Raw genomic sequence first — 23761 nt, 5'->3', positions numbered from 1 at the left:
ATAAACGCAATTTAGTACTTTTACGTTCAAAATTTTTGAAAATTATGTCTGTCGCTAAAAAAGATTATAAAAGAATAACCACCAAGTCGCTAATAGAAATGAAAGCCAATGGCGAAAAAATCTCTATGCTTACTGCATACGATTTTACCATGGCAAAAATTGTAGACTCTGCCGGTGTCGATGTAATATTAGTAGGCGATTCAGCAAGTAATGTTATGGCAGGCCATGAAACCACACTGCCTATTACACTAGACCAAATGGTGTACCATGCGTCATCTGTAGTGCGTGGTGTAGACCGCGCTTTAGTGGTAGTAGACCTTCCGTTTGGTACCTATCAGAGCGACCCTAAAGAAGCCTTGCGTTCTGCTATCCGTATTATGAAAGAAAGCGGCGCCCACGCCCTTAAACTTGAAGGTGGCAGCGAGATAAAAGACTCTGTAAAAAAACTGTTGCATGCAGGTATACCTGTTATGGGGCACCTTGGCCTTACGCCACAGTCTATATATAAATTTGGCTCTTACACAGTACGTGCTAAAGAAGAACAGGAAGCAGACAAGTTAATTGAAGATGCCAAACTACTGGAGCGCCTGGGATGTTTTGCCGTGGTACTCGAAAAGATACCGGCTGCACTTGCACAAAAAGTTGCCGAAAGTATTTCTATCCCGGTTATTGGCATTGGTGCCGGTGGTGGTGTAGACGGGCAGGTTTTGGTAATACACGATATGCTGGGCATGAATAATGAATTCAGTCCGCGTTTTTTACGCAGGTACCTTAATTTGTACGAGCAAATGACCGAAGCTATTGCACAATACTCTAAGGATGTAAAATCTAGCGATTTCCCTAACGAGAAGGAACAATATTAATTTGGAATTTTAGTATTTTGGTATATTAGAATTTTAGACTTTCTGAAATTGACGTATTAGATCTTTAGTATTTTGGTTAAATAAGAAGTTAGAACTTTATGCATAGGTTTAAAGATTTAGAAGTTTGGAAACAAAGTAGGTTATTCTGTACTGATATATACACTGTAACTTCATCGTTTCCTGAATCTGAAAAATTTGGATTAACTAACCAGCTACGCAGGGCAGCAGTATCAATTCCCTGTAACATTGCCGAAGGTGCTTCAAGAAGTTGTAATAAAGATTTCTTACGATTTTTGGAAATAGCAATTGGCTCTGCAAATGAAATTGAAACCCAACTATTAATTGCATGCGATTTAGGCTTTATAAATTTAAATTATTTGAATCCACTACTACTTAAGCTTGATAGTATTGTAAAGATGGCTTCCCGCCTAAGGTCGACACTCTCATAATACTTAACGTATTTTATGCGTGCTCTCTAAAATACTCATATTCTAAAATACTAAAATTCCATTTTGAAGATACTTTCGGATAAAACCAACCTTCAGGTACTTTTTGAAGACAACCACATTATAGTGGTTAACAAGCGTGTGGGCGATATTGTGCAGGGCGATAAAACCGGTGATAAGCCTCTTAGCGAAGTTGTAAAAGAATATATTAAAGACAAGTACGAAAAGCCGGGAGAAGTTTTTCTGGGTGTAGTACACAGGCTTGACAGGCCTACAACCGGAATTGTGGTTTTTGCGCGTACCACCAAGGCACTTACCCGCCTTAATGAAATGTTTAAAAATCGTGAAACACAAAAAACGTATTGGGCTATAGTAAAGAACAGGCCTGAAAAAGAAACTTCTACCCTAACCCATTACCTTAAGCGCAACGAAAAAAGTAATACCAGCAAAGCCTTTGCTAAAGAAGTGCCAGAGAGCAAAATTGCGGTACTGGATTATAAAATAATAAAACAGCTTACAAACTACACCGCGCTGGAAATAGACCTGCATACCGGCCGCCATCACCAGATACGGTCGCAGCTATCGGCTATTGGATCTCCTATTAAAGGCGACCTTAAATATGGTGCAGACCGAAGTAATCCTGACGGCGGAATTTGCCTTCATGCACGTAAGCTTACTTTTACACACCCCGTGGCAAAAACCCCCATTGAAATTACAGCTCCTGTACCTGCCGATGCACTTTGGCAAAGTATAGCGTAATCTATGGTTAAATTTTGTTAAAATTAAGCACTTAATTTCACAAAAGAATAACAGGTATTTGGCAATCAATTACTTAATTTATTAAGTAAATTAGTATGAAAAAGCCAAAACCATGAAAACACCCTTATCAATTTTAGCAATACTGTGTGTGGGATACATACAGGCGCAGGAACATTTTACAGGAATTGCGACATCGCAAAGTACAGGAATTCTTAGCGGTGCTATAAATCCGTCTGAGTTAGCTAACCTTCAAAACACCTACTCTTTTAATGTTCTTTCTGTTAGTGCTTATGTATCTAACAACAAGATTGGTTTTAGCGATATTTTATCTTCAACAAATTTTGAAGATAAAATATTTTCAGGCGACAAGCCGGCAAGCCTTCGTGCCGACATCGAAATTCTGGGTCCTTCTTTTGCTTATAAAATGGATAAGTGGACATTTGCAATTACTACCGCCGGAAAAACAAAAGCTAATATAATCGATATTAATAACGACCTGGGTAATGCTATTGTAAATGGCAATACTCCAGAATCTTTAGAAACCGCAACAGCAGTATTGGTAGATTATAACCAAAAGGCAACTGCCACAACATGGGGCGAAATTGGGCTGAGTGTGGCAAGAGAAATTATAAGTTTTGATGGGCATACCATAAATGCCGGTGCTACTTTTAAGGTATTATTCCCGGGTACTTACGCACGTATGAGTGCCAGCAATTTTGACGGTACTATAACAACACAAGGTGGCAACATCGTACTTACAGATGCTTTTACAAATGTAAATTTTGCTTACTCAGGTGCGCTTGCAGATAACTTTAGCGATGCAGGCAATTTTGCAGATTACTTTGGCAACGGACCGCAAGGTTTCTCTGTAGACTTTGGTGCTAATTACAACTGGAAATCTGCTGATGATAATCGTAAACTTATAAATGCAGGAGTGGCTTTCCGTAACATTGGTACCATGACTTTTAAAGATGATAACAACCAGAGCAACAGCTACATATTAAATGTACCCGAGGGCCAATACCTGGATCTGGAACAATTTAGCGGAGATACGAATATCCAGAACATAGAACAAAAGCTTATACAGAGTGGTTTTGCTCAAATTACTAAGGAAAGTAAAGACTTTAAAATAAAGTCTCCCGGCACATTTGCATTATATGCCGATGTAAGGATTTACAACAATTGGTTTTTAGGAGCCTTTACCCAGCAGAAACTTAGCCAGGATTATGAGGAAACACAAATAGCGGTACAAAACATACTTACTATAACACCACGCTATGCTACAGATAATTTTGAAGTTTATTTACCGCTTTCTACTACCGAAATATCCGGATTTGCAGCAGGCATTGGCGCACGATATCGCGGTTTTTACATAGGTTCAGGCTCTTTTCTTACTGCTATATTTAATAGTAGCGACACACATCAGGCAGATGCTTATTTAGGTTTCCGTTTTAGCCTGTAAATGCTAAAATGGTGGTAAAATATAATGGGTTTACAATTGTAATATATAATTTCAGTGTACTAAAAATCGCATTACTATGAAATGGTCAGGCAGAAGACAAAGTGATAATATGGAAGACCGCCGTGGCGTATCTGGCGGACAGGTTGCTATAGGCGGTGGTATAATAGGTGTTATAGTGCTACTTATAAATATGTTTATGGGTGGCGATGCAGGAAGTGTTATTAATGACCTTCAAAACACCATACAGCCCCAGTCGCAAACAACTGAACTAACCGAAGAAGATAAAAAAGAAGGTGAATTTGTGCGTACCGTTTTAGCGGATACAGAAGATGTATGGGCTAAAGTTTTTACGGAGAACGGCCTGACTTACGAAAATCCAAAGCTAGTGTTGTTTCGCGATGGTGTGCAAACTGCCTGTGGCGGTGCTTCATCTTCTGTGGGCCCATTTTACTGCCCTCAAGACCGTAAGGTATATATGGACATGGCTTTTTTTGATGAACTTCAAACACGCTTCGGCGCTAAAGGTGGCGACTTTGCTATAGCCTATGTTATAGCACACGAAATAGGCCACCATGTACAAAACCTTATGGGCACATCTGCAAAAGTACGCAGCCTGCAACAACAAAGCAGCGAACGTGATGCCAACAAGCTATCGGTTGCGTTAGAACTACAGGCAGACTTTTATGCCGGTGTGTGGGCGCATTATGACCAAAAAATGAACAATGTGCTTGAAGAAGGCGATATTGAAGAAGCGCTTAGCGCCGCTAATGCCGTGGGCGATGATGCCATACAAAAAAAGGCTCAGGGACAGGTAGTTCCTGACTCTTTTACACACGGTACTTCGGCACAGCGCATGCAATGGTTTAAGAAAGGTTTTGAAACCGGAGACATCAATCAGGGAGATACTTTTTCAGGATTGTAAAGATGTTTAATTCTCAACAATTTCAATTTCTACACGACGGTTGGTTATGCGCTCTTCTTCAGATTTTTCGGGCATGGCATAAATAGGCCTGCTTCCACCAAAACCTTTATAGGTCATTCTGTCTTCGGCAATTTTTTTATCTAAAAGAAACCAATACACAGCCCTCGCCCTCAAAGCTGACAGATTTCCTGAATCGCCTGCATAGCAGCAAATATGCCCCTGGATTTCAATCCTTAACTTCGGATTAGCCTTCATTATTTTAGCCAGTTCTTCTAAAGCCGGTTCAGACTCTTTCAGCGGTGTATATGTACCTCCGTAGAAGTTAAGATTTGGTATCCTTAATTTGGTACCGCGTTCTGCATTTCGTACCTCATTAGCAAAATCTTCTGATTCAGATTTTTTTGCAATTGCCACAACCGGTTTTGGTTGTGTATAGTAAATGGTTACTTTCCTGTCTGCCGCAGAATTTTCAGCCATTGCCTCACTTTCTCCTAAACTCTTCAACTCAGTCCCGGTGACATCTATTTTTGCTTTTGTGAGTATTTCATAGATGTTTGCAACGCGTCGTTGAGAAAGGGCTATGTTATAAAGGGAATCGCCGGCTTTATCGGTATATCCGTATACTTTTGATATGACTGATGTAGTATTATTACCTATCCATGTATTCAAACTTTCGGCCGAATCAGAAAGGGGTATATCAGCATTATTGGCAAAGTAAATAGTAAACTGTTGCTGCGCCTGAGCTACAGATGCAAATAAAATGAAGAAATATATGTACAAACTTTTCATAGACATCTATATTACTTAACAAACTATTTCTGAATGATCTCTATCTCTACACGGCGGTTGGCAACTTTTTCTTCTTCAGATTTTTCTGGAAGCTTATAAATAGGAACACTACTGCCAAAGCTTTTATAAGTTAATCGGTCTTTATCGATACCATTTTGCACAAGGAAAAAATATACGGTTTTTGCCCTGCGCAGCGATATTTGGTTTTCTTCTACTTTTTGGCAGCAAATATGCCCCTGAATATCTATTTTAAGATTTGGATTATCTTTTAAAATGCTCAGCAAATCTTCGAGTATAGGGCGCGATTGCGGCAACACTATATCTGAATTATTATAAAAATTAAGATTGGGTATTTTTATCTTATCCCCTTTTACGGCTGTAGTTACTTTTTTAGCAAAGGCTGTAGGCTCGGGCTTTTTTGGCACAACTACCACTTTGGGCTCGGGGATTGTGTAATATACCACAACTTTACGGTCTTTAGCAGAACGAACAGCAGTTGACTGGCTTTCGCCAAAACCTTTCTGTTCTGTACCAGTTACATCAACATTACCCTCCTGTAGTTTTTTATAAGTATAGGCCGCTCGCCTTTCAGACAGGTCTATATTATAAAGCGAATCGCCGGTTTTGTCGGCATAGCCATAAATTTTTACCACACTGACATCCTTATTATTTTTTATCCAGTCATCAAGTTTTAAAGATGACAACGATGATGTTTCATCTACATCAAAATCAAAATAAACGGTAAACTGTTGCTGAGCATGTATAATAAGGGAACTGAAAAACAGAAGCACTAACAGGGCTTTTTTCATAATATAAATTTGGTTTGTGGTTTAGTTCAAAAATACAACGAAAAAAGCAGAATGTTATTTCCTGTACCCATAAAAAAACCTGCCACGAAAGTGGCAGGTTCAGGTATAGTGATCGTATTTAGACTAGCGTGTAAATAACAGCTCCCTGTATTTAGTAAGCGGCCATATTTCATCGTCAACAATAAGTTCAAGCTTATCTGCATGCCTCCTGATAACGTCAAACAACGGTTTTACGTTATTACAGTAAGCAGCTGCCTGCTCTTCCGTACTAGCCAGGGCGTTAGCGGCTTTACGGGCTTCGGTCATTTCTTCAACTTTAGTGTTGATGCCTGTAATGTGTCCTGAAATTTCGCGGATGATAGAGATTTGCTCTTTACCTACCGTTTCATATTCTGCACCAAATATTTCTTTAAGACCTTTTACGTTCTCAATAAGTACATTTTGGTAACGTATAGCTGTAGGAATTACGTGGTTACGGGCAATATCTCCCAGCACGCGGCCTTCTATCTGTATTTTTTTAGTATACTCTTCAAGTTCTATCTCATAACGGGCTTCAGCCTCAACATGGTTCATGATACCAAGATCTGAGAAAAGAGAAAGTGTCTTTTCGCTTACTTTAGCTTTAAGTGCCTCAGGAGTAGTTTTATGGTTGCTCAGGCCACGTTTTGCAGCTTCTTCAGCCCACGCATCGCTGTAACCATCACCTTCAAAAAGAATTGTTTTAGTTTCTTTGATGTATTCCCTTAGTACGTTAAAGATAGCGTCATCCTTTTTCATCTCTTTACCTTCAATAAGGGCATCAACCTCTTTTTTGAAGTCTTTAAGCTGCTTAGCCATGATTGCGTTAAGAATAGTCATCGCATTGGCACAGTTAGCAGAAGATCCTACCGCACGGAACTCAAACTTATTACCCGTAAAGGCAAAAGGAGACGTACGGTTCCTGTCTGTATTATCTAATAACAGGTCTGGAATTTTACCTACAACATTAAGTTTAAGGTCTGTTTTTTCTTCAGGAGAAAGTTTACCCGCAGATACTCCTTCAAGCTCTGCAAGAACTTTTGTAAGCTGTTGGCCTACAAAAACAGATATAATTGCAGGTGGTGCCTCATTAGCTCCAAGCCTGTGATCGTTAGATGCTGTTGCAATAGCAGCCCTTAATAACTCTTCATTGCTATATACAGCTTTGATCGTGTTAATAAAGAACGTAAGGAATTGCAGGTTGCTCATAGGCGTTTTACCAGGCCCAAGCAGGTTAACGCCGGTATCTGTAGCCATACTCCAGTTATTGTGCTTACCACTACCATTTACACCTGCAAACGGTTTTTCATGAAGTAATACTTTAAAGTTATGGCGCTCGCCTACTTTTTGCATTACATCCATAAGCAGCGAGTTGTGGTCTACTGCAAGGTTAGCCTCTTCAAATATCGGGGCAAGCTCAAACTGGTTAGGCGCTACCTCATTGTGGCGGGTCTTAACGGGTATACCAAGCAGCATACATTCGTTTTCAAGATCGCGCATATAGTTAAGCACACGTGTAGATATAGAACCAAAATAATGGTCATCCAGCTGCTGTCCTTTAGCCGATGAATGGCCAAGAAGCGTACGGCCTGTAAGTGTTATGTCCGGCCTTGATGCTGCAAGGGCAGAATCGATAAGGAAATATTCCTGCTCCCAACCAAGGGTTGCAGTTACTTTTTTTACATTTTTATCAAAATACTGGCATACATCTACAGCAGCTTCATCTACGGCTGAAAGCGCACGAAGCAATGGCACTTTATAATCCAGTGCCTCACCGGTGTATGATACAAATACTGTAGGGATACAAAGTGTTGTACCATATATAAAGGCAGGAGACGTAGGATCCCAGGCTGTGTAGCCACGGGCTTCAAAAGTATTTCTTATACCTCCGTTAGGAAAACTCGATGCATCCGGCTCTTGTTGTACAAGCTGAGTGCCTCCAAATTTTTCTACCGGGTCGCTGCCATCCATAGATGTTTCAAAAAAGGCATCATGCTTTTCTGCAGTAGTACCTGTTAGGGGCTGAAACCAGTGTGTATAATGTGTAACACCTTTGCTAAGTGCCCACTCTTTCATACCCATTGCTATATAATCGGCAAGTTTACGGTCTATTTTTGTACCATGCTGCACAGCGCCTTGTACGGCCTTGTATGCTTCGCCTGTTAAAAATTGACGCATCGCCTTATCGTTGAATACGTTACTTCCAAAAATAATCGATTTTCTGTCCAGTTCTTCTACCTTAACCGGCTTTCTGCCTGCGGTTTCTTTTATGGCCTCAAAACGAAATGTTGACATGAAACTTTAATTTTAAATGTTAATGACTGATTAAAACCTGTGCAAATGTACAAAAATATGTTTACTTCTTTGACTACCCCTCTATTTTATAGGGGTTAAATTTTAGTTTACTGACAAAAACGCAAAACTTCCCTTTCAATATAAGGGATTGAAAACTTTTACGTAAATTTAATAGCTTTTTGCTTCGGATTACATTTTATTGAATAAAATTCTTACAACCCGCATCAAAAATACAAAATTCACAAAGGTTTGTTAATTGAGTTAAATATATATTAAGCAAATTGACTATATTATAGGTATTCCATAATTTGGCTAAAGATTTAAAATAGTAATAAAAATAGCCAAATAAAATGACTAATAAAAAACTTGTTTTAGGTATTGCTGCGGGAGCAGCGGTACTTGCCACAGCAGCAGTGCTAATTGCAAAAAGAAGGAAAAACAATATCTACCGTGAACATGTAGAGGAGGCTAAAGAAAACTTTAAGCATAAACTGCATGAACTAAAGCGTAAAGCTGAAAAAGAATACAAAAATGCAGCCGGCGAAGCAGGAGAACTTGTAAACGCCGCTAAAGAAAGAGCCCAGGAATGGGCTAATAATGCCGCTAAGGCATAAGCACAGCATAAGTAAATAAAAGGCCGGTTGTTTATTGCAGCCGGTTTTTTAAATCTGTTAACCAAAACACCACTAATGACATAATATTTCTACTTTATACAATACACATACCACGCCATGAAAACGAGAAAAAACTCCGGAAATAAATTCCAACCTTATAATCAAATCATTGAGCAGCTTGCAGCACAAAACATTACCAGCCAACCGGAAACATTACCCGAAATACTTGTAATTACCACTTTCCCCCCAAGGCAGTGTGGCATAGCCACCTACAGCCAGGATCTTATAAAAGCCATGAACGACCATTATGTCGATTCATTCTCTATTAAAATATGCGCCCTTGAAACTAACAAGGAGCAGCACACCTATACCGACCCCGCTGTAAAATACATACTTAATACCAGCGAACCGGAGTCTTATAAAAAACTTGCACAGGCCATTAATGAAGATGAGAACATCAAAATTGTTTTGATGCAGCATGAGTTTGGCCTTGTACATGAAACGGTTGAAGATTTTAACCGTTTTCTTGAAGATGTACAAAAACCTGTATCGGTGGTTTTCCACACGGTACTACCTAACCCTGATGAGGTATTTAAGGCCAATGTTCAGCACATACTAAACAGCGCCGACTCTCTTATTGTAATGACAAACAACGCCGCCGATATACTGGTACGCGACTATATAGTAGACCGTGAAAAAATTAATGTAATTGCACACGGTACACACCTTGTAAGCCACGGCAATGGCCCGGCGCTTAAAGAAAAACATGGCTTTAAAGGCCGTACAGTACTTAGTACCTTCGGGCTACTAAGTTCTGGTAAAGGAATAGAAACTACACTGGATGCCCTGCCAAATATTGTAGACAAAAATCCGGATGTACTTTTTCTTATCATTGGTAAAACACACCCTACCGTAGTAATTAACGAAGGTGAGGTTTACAGAGAGTTCCTTACTCAAAAAATTGAGGACCTTGGCCTGCAAAACAATGTACAGTTTATCAATAAATATGTAGCATTAGATGAGCTTTTAGAATATCTGCAACTAACAGATATTTATGTATTCTCTTCTAAAGACCCTAACCAGGCTGTAAGTGGTACCTTTAGCTATGCACTTAGCTGCGGCTGCCCTATAGTCTCTACTCCTATCCCTCACGCTGTAGAAGTTTTGGCAGGAGATACTGGTTTTACCTTTGACTTTGGTAACAGCGAGCAGCTTGCAGAGCGCATCAACACATTACTGTTTGACCCTGTACTAAGGGAAAAAATGATACTTAACGGCCTGCATAAGATAGTGCATACAGCCTGGGAAAACTCTGCTGTAAGCCATGCAAAAGTGCTTCAAAAAACAGCTGCCCAAGGCGCTATAAAGTTGGAATACCGCAATCCTAAAATAAAATTGAATCATATTAAAAACATGACCACTGATTTTGGGATGGTACAGTTTGCAAAGCTTAACGTGCCCGACCTGGCCAGTGGTTATACCCTTGATGATAATGCACGCGCCATGATAGCCATATGCCAGCATTATAAAAAATACAGGGAGGCAGATAACCTGAAGTATATTAAAATATACCTTGATTATATAGAATACTGCCAACAGCCAGATGGTACATTCCTTAATTATACTGATGTAAATAAAAATTTTACAGACCAGAATAACAACGAAAATCTGGAAGACAGCTCTGGCCGCGCTATGTGGGCACTTGGTTATGTAATTTCACTTGGAAATATATTGCCTGCACACATGATAAGGCAAGCGGAAAACATTTTTATGAACACCCTTCCGCTTACTAAAAACATGTACTCTACACGTGCTATGTGTTTTGTAATTAAAGGATTATATTACTACAACCGTCATGTTAAAGATAGCGATACGCTTATCTACATGAAAATGTTTGCAGACAGGATGGTACAGATGTACCGCCATGAAGCCGATGAAAACTGGAGGTGGTTTGAAGGTTACCTTACTTATGCTAACAGCGTACTGCCCGAAGCATTACTACTATGCTACGCCATTACAGGCAATGAAGTATATGGCGAAGTTGCAAAAGAATCTTTCGACTTCCTGTTAACCCAGACCTTTGATAACGAGAGCATCAACATTATATCTAACAGGAGCTGGCTGGTAAGGGGCGGTAAAAGAGAGCGCTATGGCGAACAGCCTATTGATGTAGCTTATACCATACTTGCTCTTCGTAAATTTCATGATATATACAAGAGCGAAGAATATCTTAACAAGATGGAAATTGCCTTTAACTGGTTCCTGGGTAACAACCACCTGCAACACGTTATTTACAACCCATGTACAGGCGGATGTTTTGACGGTCTTGAAGAACACAGTGTAAACCTTAACCAGGGTGCAGAAAGTACCGTAAGCTATGCTATGGCAAGGCTTACCATTACCAAGTACTTTGGCAATGCAGATACCGTATACTTCCGCAGGAAAAACAGGGCTGCTAAAGTTGCCGCGCTGAGGATAGAGCAATAAATTTCGCGCTCCACTATACAAACAACTGAGGCTGCCTAATGAGGGCAGCCTTATTTTTTTAGTTCAGTTCAGTTTTAATCAACTTTAGCACACAATATTGTAAAGCCTTTCTTAACATTATTGCCGTATTAAACTATTGTTATTACATTTGTACCCTTATGCAAAAAACAGTCAACATATTAAATAAGCGCGCACGCTTTGATTACGAGATTATAGATCGCTATACAGCAGGAATTGTTCTTGCCGGCAGCGAAATAAAATCTATCAGGTTGGGTAAGGCTTCTATTGCAGAGAGTTTTTGCGAATTCCAGAATAGCGAATTGTTTGCGATAAATACCAATATTGAAGAATATGCTTATAGCAGAAACTTTAACCACACTCCAAAAAGTGAACGTAAACTATTGCTAAACCGTAAGGAACTTAAAAGCCTTGAAAAAAGCATACAGAACCAGGGGCTTACCATTATACCCTTAAAGCTTTTTACAAACGAAAAAGGTATGGCAAAGCTGGAAATAGCCTTATGCCGTGGTAAAAAGAACTATGATAAACGCGAAACAATGAAAGAACGTGATTCAAAACGTGATATAGACCGCATTAAAAAGATCTATAAGTAAGTTTTAATAATTCTTACATAATATTTTTAAGCCTGATCATTTAAATTGATCAGGCTTGTTTTTTTACACTAACTCAAAATATTGATAATCAGTTATTTTAAAAAGAAATAAAATAAAATACATCGTTTTCCTGATTTTTGGCACGCAACTTGTATTTAGATAATCAAGCCTTACAAAAAGGTTTACAGCGAAAGCCGAAAAGCAAAGAGTAGGCACAAATTTCTAAATTTTAATGTCATGAAAAAAGTTACCCTTTTAGTTGCCGGATTACTATTGACTGGTAGCCTGGCCACAGCGTCAGAACTTAGTGTTTTTTCTGGCAATGCAACATATCATAACAACCCTGTAGATTACCGTGAGGCAGAACCCGTAGTGTTTATAGAGCGTGGTATTGAGTTTATGGTTTTTCCTAATGGTGAAATGGATTTTAATACCCAACCGGGAACTACAAGTACTAACTACTACCGCACAGGCAGCCGTGCTAACGCTACTTATGGTGCACCCGGTACAAATGATAATCGCGGCGTGCGTATAGACCACGATGTTAACGGACTTGTAAGGCGTGTAGGCAACGTTTATATAAACTATGACTATGCCGGCCGTGTAAAACGTATAGGTACTGTTTATATGAGCTATAATAACTACGCACTTACCCAAATAGGTCTTTTAAACATAATGTATGACCGCCAGGGCCGTATTATAGATACTCGTGGCTATGTAAACAATGCTAACCGTGGCAGGGGGTATGAACCGGTATATGCCTATAATGGTAACCCAAACAACGGTTACAATGGTAATGGTGGTAACTATAATAACGGAGGCCGTAATGATAATAATAACAATAATACATATTACCGTACCGCTGCTCCTGCAGGAGGTTCGCGCAGTGCAGGAGAACAGAAAAAATAAATTTGAGAGTTTAGAATTTGAGTTAGTTAAAAAGTTCCTTAATATCCCGCATATTCAGGGACTTTTTTATTTCTGCTAATACTTTTTACACATTTAGCAAGTTTTGGTTTGCAGGAAATCAAAATTGGTTTATATTTGCACTTTGGCACGCAAGTTGCTAAAAATTTATTATTTAAATCTCATTGAGATTTATTAATAATTGGTTGGTTGGTTTGTTAAGTCCCGCTCATTCTGTTCCAAGAATAGCGGGGCTTGCTTTTTTAAAGATACCTCATCTCCATACGCATCATTATTCTCTGCTCAATATGTTTTTACCATTGGCATATTCTGTAGGCCGCACACCCAGTAATTTATAAAATGTATTGCTAAATGTAGGCAGGCTGCTATAACCTACAGAAATCGCTACTTCGCTTACAGGCAATTGCTTTTCGTTTAAAAGCTCAATAGCTTTAAGCATACGGCTGACAGTAAAAAACCGAATAAAGGGCATGCCAAGGTCTTTTATAAACAGCCGGTGCAGTGTTCGTGTACTAAACCCATACTTAGCAGCCACCTGGCTAAACAAAAGGGTTTTATGCAGGTTTTTGTTTACATAGTCTACAACTTTTACAAGTCGTTTATCTTTAGGCATAGGTAGCGACAGCGAAAGGCTTTCGCGGGCTGTGTCGCCCAATAGTATTTTTAACGCAACAGCTATAATGTAATGCTTACTCCCTTTCTTAAGATCTCCTTTCCAGCGGTTAGTATATAAAAGCAGGTTTAATATAAGATCATTTACCGGGTATATTCCCTCTACCTCAAAAAACAGGGCATCATCTTTATCTGCGGGGAAATAAAGGTTTCTCATTATAACATTTTCACTACTGGGGTGTATACTGTGCCTTACCCCGGCCGGAATCCACATAAAATGGCGTGCCGGTAAAAAGTAAGTATGCGAATCTGTACGCACATATACCACCCCACCCTCGGTATATAAAAACTGTGCTTTAACATGTTCATGCTCCGGTATAAGCAACTCCCCCATCAGGTCGTGGTGTACATAGATGCTTTCAGGGTCGGTGTCTACATCAGTAAGATAATATTTCTGGCCCATAGTGTCTTTTTTGAATAAATATTTGGCAAAAATAGATAATCTGTCAGGAAAACGGTTTAGTAATTTTGTATAAGATTAGTTAACAGTTTTATAACCCAGACTATTCAGGGGTAAAATTCTTTATTTTTTGTAAAAAATAATCCATCCAAACATGAACACCGAACGGATACTTTTTAAAAATTACCAGTCTAAAATAATATCGGCCACAGCCGCCGCAGCAATGTTTGAAGACCACATGACTGTAGGCAGCAGCGGTTTTACCAAAGCCGGAGACAGCAAGGCAGTATTACCTGCTTTTGCATTGCGCGCCGCAGAAGAACAAATAGGCATTACATTAATAACCGGGGCATCACTAGGCCACACCACAGACAGCGACCTGGCTAATGCCAATGCGCTTTACAAAAGGATGCCTTTTCAGGTAGATGCAGCGTTGCGCAAAAAAATAAATTCAGGCGACGTGTTATTTATTGACCAGCACCTAAGTGAAACAGCTGAGCAGTTAAGCAACGGCCACTTACCCGCATTAGACTTTGCAGTTATAGAAGCCCTGGGCGTAGATGAAAATGGAAACATTATCCCTACAACATCGGTAGGTAACTCTGCTACTTTTGCAAAGCTTGCTAAAAAAATAATCATTGAGATAAACACGGCAATACCAACATCTTTTAAAGGCATACACGACATTTTAGTACCAGATGCTTATCCACACCGCAATGTGCTGCCGGTTACAGCTGCCGATACAAGAATAGGTATAGACTACATACCCGTAGACCCTGAAAAAGTGGTGGGTATAGTATTTACCGAAATAATAGACAGCCCTGCCAGCATTGCAGAACCCGATGAAAAAACAATTGCGATTGCCGGCCATCTTATCAACTTTTTTGAAAATGAAGTGGCTTCGGGCAGGCTTACACCTTCTTTACTTCCGCTTCAGGCGGGAATAGGTAAAGTAGCCAATGCCGTAATGATGGGTTTCGCCAAAGGCAATTTTAAAAATCTTACCATGTATAGTGAGGTATTACAGGACAGCACCTTTCATCTTATAGATGCCGGTGTGATGGATTTTGCATCAGCATCTTCTATAACCGTTTCAGAGACCTGTTATAATCACCTCCTTAACAATTTTGACCAATATAAAGACAAGATTGTATTGCGCCCCCAAAATATAAGCAATGCACCGGAGGTGATTCGCAGGCTGGGTGTTATAGGCATTAACACAGCTATAGAATTTGACATCTACGGCAATGTTAACTCTACACACTTATCAGGCACAAAAATGATGAATGGCATAGGCGGATCTGGCGATTTTGCACGTAACGCTTACCTGAGCATTTTTGTAACGCAGTCAGCTTCTAAAGAAGATAATGCCATTAGCCACGTGGTACCAATGGTATCGCACACAGACCATACCGAGCACGATGTAGACATACTGGTTACAGATCACGGCCTGGCCGACCTTCGCGGACTTGCACCTCGCGAACGCGCACAGGTTATTATAGAAAATTGTGTACATCCTGACTATAAAGAGGCACTGCAAGATTATTACACACGTGCCTGCGAACGCGGCGGCCACACACCACATATACTGGAAGAAGCATTTTCATGGCATACAGCCCTGCAAAACAGTGGCAGTATGAAACAGGCCTGCCCTGTTTTATAACCATATCAGCCAATTCTTGCCCTAATTGCTTTTATCCCTAAATCTATAGTACGGTTTAGGGATTTTTTATGGCTAAAATATAGATTAAGGTATTAAATTTGTCTTACTTACCATAACAAGTATAAGTAACAAATAATGAAAAACCTTAAAATAGCCGGCGTACCGGAACACTTTAACCTTCCGTGGCATTTATGTATTGAAAATGGCGATTTTGTAAAGCATGATATCGCACTTGAATGGACGGACGTTCCTGAAGGTACAGGCAAGCTTTGCCAGATGCTGCGCGATGGCGAAACAGATATTGCCGTAATACTTACCGAAGGCATAATAAAAGATATTGTAGCCGGAAACACATCTAAAATAGCACAGATATATGTGCAGTCACCGCTTATATGGGGCATACACGTAGGGGCAAAATCTCCGTTTGAAACCATTGACGACCTTGAAAATAAAATTGTGGCTATTAGCCGCTATGGGTCGGGTTCGCACCTTATGGCATTTGTAAATGCTGAGAACGAAGGCTGGGATACCGCTAACCTGCGCTTTGAAATTATTAATACGCTTGATGGCGCTGTAGATGCACTTACTGCCGGCACTGCAGATTATTTTATGTGGGAGCATTTTATGACCAAGCCCATTGTAGATAAAGGCATCTTTAGGCGTGTGGGCGACTGCCCTACACCATGGCCCAGTTTTGTAATTGCCGTGCGTAATGAAGTGCTTGAGAACGATCCTGAAGCTATTGAAAAAGTACTTGAAATAATCAACTCTAAAACATCTACCTTTAAGCAGATACCGGGTATTGACAGCCAGCTTGCGGAACGCTATAACCAAAAGCAGGACGATATTAACGAATGGCTAAATTTAACCCGCTGGTCGCAAACGAAACCGGATAAAATTACATTTGACAAGATACAGGAACAGTTACTGGACCTTTCGATAATTAACAACACCATCCCATTTGAGAGCCTTGCAACGTAAACCGTGCAAGTTTAGGTAATGAAACTTCCCACCCGTACCGAATTAAAAACACTACGAGAAAAGCTTCAGGTAAAGAAGCCCTGGGATTCTATTATCATTTTTTTACTGAACATTCTTATTTCGGTACCGCTGTTTATCATATTGCACCAAAATCTTGTAGACCCCGAATGGCCGCTACACATAGACCGTGTACTGATTTTTATTACCATGGTGGCAGGCATACAACTTGTGCTGCATTACATGAAAAAAGTGCTGTTAGTGTGTATTGCGCTATATATATTAGCCTTACTATACGGATCGGCTTTTGGTAATTATGGCTTTGCTTCGGTATATGAAGATTATCAGGCTATGGTCTATACAATGGCTTACGACCCTAACCCACAAGATGTTATTATTTCTAAATTACTGCCTTTCCCTAACAAATCTAAAATTATTGATGCGGTAGATTACAATAATCGTAACGTAAGAAATTATTCGGTAGGTGCTGCGACAAAATATTTCAAGAATGTAAAAGGTTTCCAGAAACAGCGCCGTATGATACAGTGCTTCTCTGTGTTTAAAGACATTCGTAACCGGTGGACGTATGTAAACGACCCTCGTAATGCCGAATATATTGCCAGTGCAGATGAGTCTTTACTGCACTTTGCAGGCGATTGTGATGATCATGCCATACTTATGGCTGCCTGTATTCGCGCCATTGGTGGTACACCGCGCATTATACATACCGGTGGGCATTTGTATCCTGAAATGCTTGTAGGAACTAAAGCTGAACTTGAAATAGCCAACTTTTTAATTAAAGACCACTTGTTTCCTGACGAAAGCCGGGGCCGCGAAGTACATTATCATGAAGATGAATATGGCCAGATATGGCTTAACCTTGATTATACTGCCACCTACCCCGGTGGACCGTTTATGAGCGAAGAAATACTGGGTGCACTTACCTTTAATTGAAACAGAAACGGACTCTATTTGTTACAACTTGGCCAATAGAGATTTAAATTGTTAATTTTGAGATTCTTCACTACGCTTTCGCTTCGTTCAGAATGACAAAACACGTGCTAATTGGTATTTACAAGCAATCAAAATTATTTAGAGTATTTACCTCTCCTTTCAATATAGTAAAATGCTATAGTTTTGCTTTACCTAATCGTTCATCTACATATTCTATCTGGGTTTTGCCATGCGCAGATGGACGGCCAAAACTATCCAGCGCTACCATAGTAATATTATCTACAGTGATAATTTTTTCCTGGGTCATTTTATTACGTACTTCAGAGCGCAGCACCAAAGATGTTTTACCAAACTTTACCACATCTATACCAATCTCTACAATGTCTCCCTGCTTTGCAGAAGCCATAAAGTTGATCTCACTCATGTGTTTTGTTACGACACGCTGGTTTTCGAGTTGTATAATAGCATATAAAGCGGCTTCCTCATCTATCCATGCAAGGAGCTTACCGCCAAATAAAGTTGCATTAGGGTTTAGGTCTTCGGGTTTAACCCATTTTCTGGTATGAAATCTCATAACTTGTATTTTTCCAATGCCAAAGTTACGATATCTGTGTGGTCAAATGCCAGATTCGGCAAGTATTTTACCGAAAACCATTGCGCTTCCTCAGCGTCATCTGCACCTACTGCTTCGGCGTTATCATCTGCAAAACCTACATAAACAACAGACACTGTGTGTTGGCGTGGGTCGCGCCCCGGTTTACCAAAAGCACCTAACTGCTGTAAGTCTTTTACTACCAACCCAGTTTCTTCCTGCAACTCACGCGCAGCTGCATCGGGCAGGTCTTCACCCTCGTCTACAAAACCACCCGGTAGTGCCCATTTGCCTTTACCAGGGTCGTTTTTACGTTTTATAAAAAGTATATGATTTATACCATCTATCTTTTTAAAGATAACAGCATCAGTAGTAACAAATATTTTTGATGTTCTCATTAAATATATTTTTTGCCACTAATTACGCTAATTTCACAAATTCCAATAAAATTGATAAAATTAAGATGAGTTACCCTCTTAAAATTAGTGCAAATTAGTGTAATTCGTGGCTTATAAAAAATCAATTAAAAATCTTTACCAGCATTTCTTTCAGCAAATCATCGTTAGATAGTGCCGCTGCCCCTACTCCTTTACTTTTTACGTCAATATCGCGCAGGGTTGCCACAATACCGCTTACTTTTCGCATAGGATAATTGCGCAGGGCAATATCATAATCCTTTAAAAAATAAGGGTTAACCTTAAGCATCTTGGCCGCGTTAGACGGATTCTTGTCCTTAAGTCCGTGGTATTGCAACAACTGCGTAAAGAACCCAAATACGAGCCCCACAGTCATTACCAACGGATTATCTTTAGGGTTTTGGGCAAAATAGGCTGCTATCTTATAGGCTTTAAGCTGGTCTCTTTCGCCAATGGCTTTACGCAACTCAAACACATTGTAATCTTTACTAATGCCTATGTTCTCCTCTATATGGTGTGGTGTTATCATGCTGCCCTGGGGTAAAATAATGGCCAGCTTTTCGAGTTCGTTATTAATCTTGCTCAGGTCGGTTCCTAAAAACTCCACAAGCATTGCAGCGGCTTTTGGCTCTATGCCATATCCTTTACCAGATAATACACGCTTAATCCAGTCGCCCACCTGGTTTTCATAAAGCTTTTTGCTTTCAAAAACCAGTCCGTGCTTATCCATAAGCTTGGTAACCTTTTTACGCTTATCCAGTGTTTTATATTTATAAGCAATAACTAAAACCGTGGTAGGTTGCGGGTTTTCGGCATAGCTTTCAAACTTATCTATGGTACGGGCAAGCTCCTGAGCCTCTTTTACAATAACCACCTGGCGGTCTGCCATCATGGGGTAGCGCTTGGCATTGCTTATTACATCTTCTACCGTAACATCTTTACCATAAAGTACCATTTGGTTAAAACCCTTCTCTTCTTCGGTAAGTATGTTGTTTTCTATATATTCTGTAAGTCTGTCAATATAATAAGGCTCCTCACCCATTAAAAAATAAATGGGCTTAATGTTGCCCTGCTTTATATCATTTACAATTTTAGTAACCTCGTCCACCCTGTTATGCTTATTAATATATTTTGAAAAATACTACCTTTGCACCATGCAAAAGCTCAACTTTCCGGAGTATACTTTCCGATTCAAAAATAGTGAAAATAAGGTAGCCATTTTTGATGAAATCCGTAAAAAGTTTATCATCCTTACACCCGAAGAATGGGTACGACAGCATGTGGTGCGCTACCTGCTGGAAGACAAAAACTTCCCGAAAGGGCACGTTAACGTTGAAAAGATTGTAAAAGTAAACGGCATGAACAAACGTTATGACATAGTAGTATTCAGGCCCGATGGCAGTATCTACCTTATTGTAGAATGTAAAGCGCCGGCGGTGCCAATATCGCAAAGCACTTTTGACCAGATAGCCCGTTATAACATGACATTAAATGCTACCCACCTTATGGTAACAAACGGGCTTAATCATTACTTTTGCCAGATGGACCGCGAAGCCGAAAAGTACATTTTTCTTAAAGACATACCCGCATATATACCCGCAACAATATGAATAGCATAGCCATTGTAATACTCAACTGGAACGGTAAAGCATTGCTCGAAAAGTTTTTGCCATCTGTTACAAAATATTCTGACGGCGCAGTACTTTATGTGGCAGATAACGCAAGTACAGATGATTCGGTTGCTTTTATACAACAACAATATCCTGATGTAAAAATCATAAAAAACAATGGCAATTACGGTTATGCCAAAGGGTACAACATTGCTTTAAAAGATGTTGAAGAAGATATTTATGTATTGCTCAACAGCGATGTAGAAGTTACCGATGGCTGGCTGGAACCCGTTTTAGAACTTTTTGAAGCTGATGCCGAAACAGCAATCATACAGCCTAAGATACTTGATTATAAAAATAAGGCCCTGTTTGAATATGCCGGTGCTGCCGGTGGCTTTTTAGATAAATATGGTTTTCCGTTTTGCAGGGGGCGCATTTTTGAAACCCTTGAAACGGACAACGGACAGTATAATGACAACGCCGAAATATTCTGGGCTTCGGGTGCATGCCTGTTTATAAGGAAAAGCGTATTCAGAGAACTTGAAGGTTTTGACGAAGACTTTTTTGCCCATCAGGAAGAGATCGATCTTTGCTGGAGAGCCTTTAATGCCAATTATAAAGCACGTTATTGTTACAATTCAACGGTGTATCATGTTGGGGGCGCTACGCTACAGGCTGGTAATCCGCACAAAACATTCCTCAATTTTAGGAACTCCCTATGGATGATGATAAAAAATGTTCCGGCGGGTCAATTATTCCCAACTCTTTTTATCCGCCTGAGTTTTGACGGCATGGCAGGTATACGATTTTTACTACAAGGACAGCCCGCACATTTATGGGCAGTACTAAAAGCTCATTTTAACTTTTATTTAAGATTTTTTCACTTCTTAAACAAAAGAAAATCAAAACAGTACAAAAATTACTACAAGACTAAGAGTATAATTATTAAGTATTTTCTGAAAAACGGCAAGGTGTTTGATTTCTAATTTAACAATAGTTTATATCTATATTCGTTAGTATTTTAGAGATTAATAGTAATTTTGTTAAAAATTTAAACCTAGTATTTATGAAAAGAGCCATCCTAACACTTTCATTAGTAGCGCTTACGCTTACGTCTTGCGGTTCTAAAAAGAAGATCGCCGAGCTGGAAGCAAAGAACAAGGAAATCCAGGATTTGCTTAATACTGCAACCGTTAAGCTTAATACCTGCCTTGCAGAAAAAGACCAGCTTACAGGACAAGTTGATTATCTTAAGAAGAATAATTCTGACCTGATCAATACCACGTCTAACATGACAACCCTGACATCTAAGGGTGCTGAGAACCTTGAAAAGTCTCTTGAAAGCCTTAGGGAAAAAGACCTTAAAATAAACAGGCTGCAAGATGCCCTTACACGTAAAGACAGTGTAACACTTGCGCTTGTAACAAGCATTAAACGTGCGGTGGGTGTTAATGACCCGGATATTGATGTAAGTGTAGAAAAAGGTGTGGTATACATCTCTATTGCAGATAAACTATTGTTTAAAAGCGGTAGCTATAATGTAACCGATAAAGCTAAAGAAGTTTTAGGTAAAGTAGCTAAAATTGTTCAGGACAAACCGGATTTTGAATGTATGGTAGAAGGCCACACAGATAATGTGCCTATCAAAAATGCAGTGCTTGTAGACAACTGGGACCTTTCTGTTAAACGTGCTACATCTATCGTAAGGATACTTCAAAATGATTTTGGTATCGACCCTAAGCGCCTTGTAGCTTCAGGACGTGGAGAGTTCATTCCTCTTGCTGAAAATACTACTGCAGACGGACGTGCCCGTAACAGGAGGACAAGAATACTTGTACTACCTAAAATCGACCAGTTTTACGACATGATCGAAAAAGAAATGAAAAACCAACAGGGTAAATAATAACCTGTAACAATACTAAGAGAGCTGCCATAAAGGCGGCTCTTTTTGTTTATAACAAATACCTTTTCTACACATATAAAATTTAAGAACACGGATTCTGATAATTCTGCAAAAAAATTGCAACTTTGCGGTTCAAACAAATAAAACGAAACAATGCCGAAAGTATCGCAAAAAGGGCTTCAAATGCCTGAATCTCCGATAAGGAAACTGGTTCCTTACGCCGAAATTGCTAAGAAAAAAGGCCATAAAGTATACCACCTTAATATAGGCCAGCCTGATATTAAAACACCCGAAGTAGCACTTGAAGCTATTAAGAACAACAATATACAAATACTTGAGTACAGCCACTCGGCAGGTTTTGAGAGCTACAGGACTAAACTGGCGGCTTCCTACCAAAAAAGCGGTGTGGATGTACATACAGAAAACATCATTATAACCACGGGTGGCAGCGAAGCACTTTTGTTTGCACTGGGCAGTACGCTTGATGCCGGTGATGAAATTATTATTCCTGAGCCTTTTTATGCTAATTACAATGGCTTCTCGGTAGCATCTGGTGTTACGGTAGTACCTGTTATATCTACTATAGACGAAGGCTTTGCCTTACCTCCTATTGCTGATTTTGAAAAACTTATCACAGAAAAAACTAAGGCCATACTTATATGTAACCCTGGTAACCCTACAGGTTACCTTTACACAGAAGATGAGATAAACCAGCTTGCCGAACTCGTTAAAAAACACGACCTGTTCCTGATTGCTGACGAGGTTTACCGTGAGTTTACCTATGACGGCGACAAGCATTATTCGGTTATGAATATAAAAGGCATTGAAGAAAATGCTGTAATGATTGATTCTGTTTCTAAGCGATACAGTATGTGTGGCGCACGCATAGGCTGCATTGTTTCTAAAAACAAGCAATTAATGGCTACGGCTATGAAATTTGCACAAGCACGCCTTAGCCCGCCTACATTTGAGCAAATAGCGAGCGAAGCAGCGCTGGACACTCCGCAGAGTTATTTTGATGAAGTTATAGCTGAATACAGAGAGCGTCGTGATACGCTTATTGCAGAGCTAAACAAAATTGATGGTGTAAAGGTATCTGTTCCTAAGGGTGCATTTTACTGTATTGCAAAGCTGCCTGTAAAAAGTGCTGACGATTTTGCACAGTGGTTGCTGGAAAGCTATGACAACAATGGCGAAACCGTAATGGTTGCACCGGCAGCAGGTTTTTACTCTACACCAGGCGTTGGCCTTGATGAAATACGCATTGCATACGTATTGAAAAAAGAAGACCTTGTACGATCTGTAGCGATATTAAAAGATGCTATTGAGGTTTACAACAAGTAAATATTTAACACGAAGGACTATAGCAGAAGCCGGCTCAATTTAGTATTGAGCCGGCTTTTTAAATACTAGATTTTATTATTGTCTATGCTTTAAAAAGCCGGTTGCTTTGTTAAACAACGCGCTAGGTTCATAAATGGTATAAGCACTTGATTGTACAATAAATATCATACGAAAATTTTAGAATTATGCTTTCGGCCGCAATTCAGAATTTATTCAAAATCCTT

The 23761-nt window shown here is 39.7% G+C and carries 23 protein-coding genes; 16 read left to right on the top strand and 7 right to left on the bottom strand.

From position 1 onward, the window contains the following. Window positions 1-44: 44 nt before the first annotated feature. From panB to ypfJ, 5 genes are all read left to right on the top strand, one after another. The gene (panB, locus tag DYH63_RS05985) at window positions 45-863 is read left to right on the top strand and encodes a 3-methyl-2-oxobutanoate hydroxymethyltransferase (RefSeq protein WP_116787947.1); all 819 of its coding nucleotides are present in this window, start codon (window positions 45-47) and stop codon (window positions 861-863) included. Window positions 864-961: 98 nt separating this feature from the next. Further along, window positions 962-1312, top strand: coding sequence for a four helix bundle protein (locus DYH63_RS05980; RefSeq protein ID WP_116787946.1), 351 nt, complete (start codon window positions 962-964; stop codon window positions 1310-1312). A 63-nt stretch (window positions 1313-1375) separates the two neighbouring features. Continuing rightward, window positions 1376-2068, top strand: a complete 693-nt coding sequence (locus DYH63_RS05975; RefSeq protein WP_116787945.1) for an RluA family pseudouridine synthase — start codon at window positions 1376-1378, stop codon at window positions 2066-2068. A 112-nt stretch (window positions 2069-2180) separates the two neighbouring features. After that, window positions 2181-3530: a hypothetical protein gene (locus tag DYH63_RS05970; protein WP_116787944.1), complete on the top strand. Its 1350-nt coding sequence runs from the start codon at window positions 2181-2183 to the stop codon at window positions 3528-3530. 76 nt (window positions 3531-3606) lie between these two features. Continuing rightward, on the top strand, window positions 3607-4452 hold the full coding sequence (gene ypfJ, locus DYH63_RS05965; protein ID WP_116787943.1) for a KPN_02809 family neutral zinc metallopeptidase: 846 nt from the start codon (window positions 3607-3609) through the stop codon (window positions 4450-4452). A gap of 6 nt (window positions 4453-4458) precedes the next feature. On the opposite strand, the gene DYH63_RS05960 is transcribed toward ypfJ, so the two are convergent. From DYH63_RS05960 to DYH63_RS05950, 3 genes are all read right to left on the bottom strand, one after another. Continuing rightward, entirely contained in the window at window positions 4459-5241 is a 783-nt protein-coding gene (locus tag DYH63_RS05960) for an OmpA family protein (RefSeq protein ID WP_162926940.1), read from the bottom strand. A gap of 23 nt (window positions 5242-5264) precedes the next feature. Next, window positions 5265-6050 carry an OmpA family protein gene (locus DYH63_RS05955; RefSeq protein WP_116787941.1) on the bottom strand — a complete coding sequence of 262 codons (786 nt, stop codon included), beginning with the start codon at window positions 6048-6050 and terminating at the stop codon, window positions 5265-5267. Window positions 6051-6173: 123 nt separating this feature from the next. Further along, window positions 6174-8363, bottom strand: a complete 2190-nt coding sequence (locus DYH63_RS05950) for a glutamine synthetase III family protein (protein WP_116787940.1) — start codon at window positions 8361-8363, stop codon at window positions 6174-6176. Between the two features lie 350 nt (window positions 8364-8713). Here DYH63_RS05950 and DYH63_RS05945 point away from each other — a divergent pair, with 350 nt between their 5' ends. The 4 genes from DYH63_RS05945 (at window position 8714) to DYH63_RS05930 (ending at window position 12987) form a co-directional block, all read left to right on the top strand. After that, the gene (locus tag DYH63_RS05945) at window positions 8714-8977 is read left to right on the top strand and encodes a hypothetical protein (RefSeq protein WP_116787939.1); all 264 of its coding nucleotides are present in this window, start codon (window positions 8714-8716) and stop codon (window positions 8975-8977) included. 117 nt (window positions 8978-9094) lie between these two features. Beyond that, window positions 9095-11464 carry a glycosyltransferase gene (locus DYH63_RS05940; protein ID WP_116787938.1) on the top strand — a complete coding sequence of 790 codons (2370 nt, stop codon included), beginning with the start codon at window positions 9095-9097 and terminating at the stop codon, window positions 11462-11464. 158 nt (window positions 11465-11622) lie between these two features. After that, window positions 11623-12078 (top strand): SsrA-binding protein SmpB, encoded by a 456-nt coding sequence (gene smpB / locus DYH63_RS05935; protein ID WP_116787937.1) that lies wholly within the window; start codon window positions 11623-11625, stop codon window positions 12076-12078. Window positions 12079-12315: 237 nt separating this feature from the next. Further along, complete coding sequence (locus DYH63_RS05930) at window positions 12316-12987, top strand: hypothetical protein (protein WP_116787936.1); 672 nt, start codon at window positions 12316-12318, stop codon at window positions 12985-12987. A 289-nt stretch (window positions 12988-13276) separates the two neighbouring features. Here DYH63_RS05930 and DYH63_RS05925 read toward each other — a convergent pair whose 3' ends face one another. Further along, on the bottom strand, window positions 13277-14080 hold the full coding sequence (locus tag DYH63_RS05925) for a helix-turn-helix domain-containing protein (protein WP_116787935.1): 804 nt from the start codon (window positions 14078-14080) through the stop codon (window positions 13277-13279). A gap of 151 nt (window positions 14081-14231) precedes the next feature. On the opposite strand from DYH63_RS05925, the gene scpC reads away from it, so the two are divergent. The 3 genes from scpC (at window position 14232) to DYH63_RS05910 (ending at window position 17672) form a co-directional block, all read left to right on the top strand. Then, on the top strand, window positions 14232-15740 hold the full coding sequence (gene scpC, locus DYH63_RS05920) for a succinyl-CoA:acetate CoA-transferase ScpC (RefSeq protein ID WP_116787934.1): 1509 nt from the start codon (window positions 14232-14234) through the stop codon (window positions 15738-15740). Window positions 15741-15875: 135 nt separating this feature from the next. Continuing rightward, window positions 15876-16721 carry a substrate-binding domain-containing protein gene (locus DYH63_RS05915; RefSeq protein WP_116787933.1) on the top strand — a complete coding sequence of 282 codons (846 nt, stop codon included), beginning with the start codon at window positions 15876-15878 and terminating at the stop codon, window positions 16719-16721. Window positions 16722-16739: 18 nt separating this feature from the next. Beyond that, entirely contained in the window at window positions 16740-17672 is a 933-nt protein-coding gene (locus tag DYH63_RS05910) for a transglutaminase-like domain-containing protein (RefSeq protein ID WP_116787932.1), read from the top strand. A gap of 175 nt (window positions 17673-17847) precedes the next feature. On the opposite strand, the gene DYH63_RS05905 is transcribed toward DYH63_RS05910, so the two are convergent. From DYH63_RS05905 to holA, 3 genes are all read right to left on the bottom strand, one after another. Then, window positions 17848-18246 (bottom strand): acyl-CoA thioesterase, encoded by a 399-nt coding sequence (locus DYH63_RS05905; protein ID WP_116787931.1) that lies wholly within the window; start codon window positions 18244-18246, stop codon window positions 17848-17850. Then, window positions 18243-18662 (bottom strand): NUDIX domain-containing protein, encoded by a 420-nt coding sequence (locus DYH63_RS05900; protein ID WP_116787930.1) that lies wholly within the window; start codon window positions 18660-18662, stop codon window positions 18243-18245. Before DYH63_RS05900 ends, DYH63_RS05905 begins: the two co-directional genes overlap by 4 nt. A gap of 121 nt (window positions 18663-18783) precedes the next feature. Continuing rightward, window positions 18784-19788, bottom strand: coding sequence for a DNA polymerase III subunit delta (gene holA / locus DYH63_RS05895; RefSeq protein ID WP_116787929.1), 1005 nt, complete (start codon window positions 19786-19788; stop codon window positions 18784-18786). A 46-nt stretch (window positions 19789-19834) separates the two neighbouring features. Here holA and DYH63_RS05890 point away from each other — a divergent pair, with 46 nt between their 5' ends. The 4 genes from DYH63_RS05890 to DYH63_RS05875 all read left to right on the top strand — a co-directional run bounded on the left by DYH63_RS05890 (window position 19835) and on the right by DYH63_RS05875 (window position 23537). Next, the gene (locus DYH63_RS05890) at window positions 19835-20290 is read left to right on the top strand and encodes a type I restriction enzyme HsdR N-terminal domain-containing protein (protein ID WP_116787928.1); all 456 of its coding nucleotides are present in this window, start codon (window positions 19835-19837) and stop codon (window positions 20288-20290) included. Further along, complete coding sequence (locus DYH63_RS05885) at window positions 20287-21276, top strand: glycosyltransferase family 2 protein (RefSeq protein WP_116787927.1); 990 nt, start codon at window positions 20287-20289, stop codon at window positions 21274-21276. Before DYH63_RS05890 ends, DYH63_RS05885 begins: the two co-directional genes overlap by 4 nt. 80 nt (window positions 21277-21356) lie before the next feature. Continuing rightward, on the top strand, window positions 21357-22193 hold the full coding sequence (locus tag DYH63_RS05880; protein WP_116787926.1) for an OmpA family protein: 837 nt from the start codon (window positions 21357-21359) through the stop codon (window positions 22191-22193). A gap of 153 nt (window positions 22194-22346) precedes the next feature. Continuing rightward, window positions 22347-23537, top strand: a complete 1191-nt coding sequence (locus DYH63_RS05875) for a pyridoxal phosphate-dependent aminotransferase (RefSeq protein WP_116787925.1) — start codon at window positions 22347-22349, stop codon at window positions 23535-23537. Window positions 23538-23761 lie beyond the last annotated feature (224 nt).

The organism is Flavobacterium psychrotrophum (assembly GCF_003403075.1).
In the GTDB taxonomy this organism is placed as follows: Bacteria; Bacteroidota; Bacteroidia; order Flavobacteriales; family Flavobacteriaceae; genus Flavobacterium; species Flavobacterium psychrotrophum.
The sequence above is the reverse complement of the archived record's forward strand: the minus strand, read 5'-3'. Positions and strand labels throughout refer to the sequence as shown.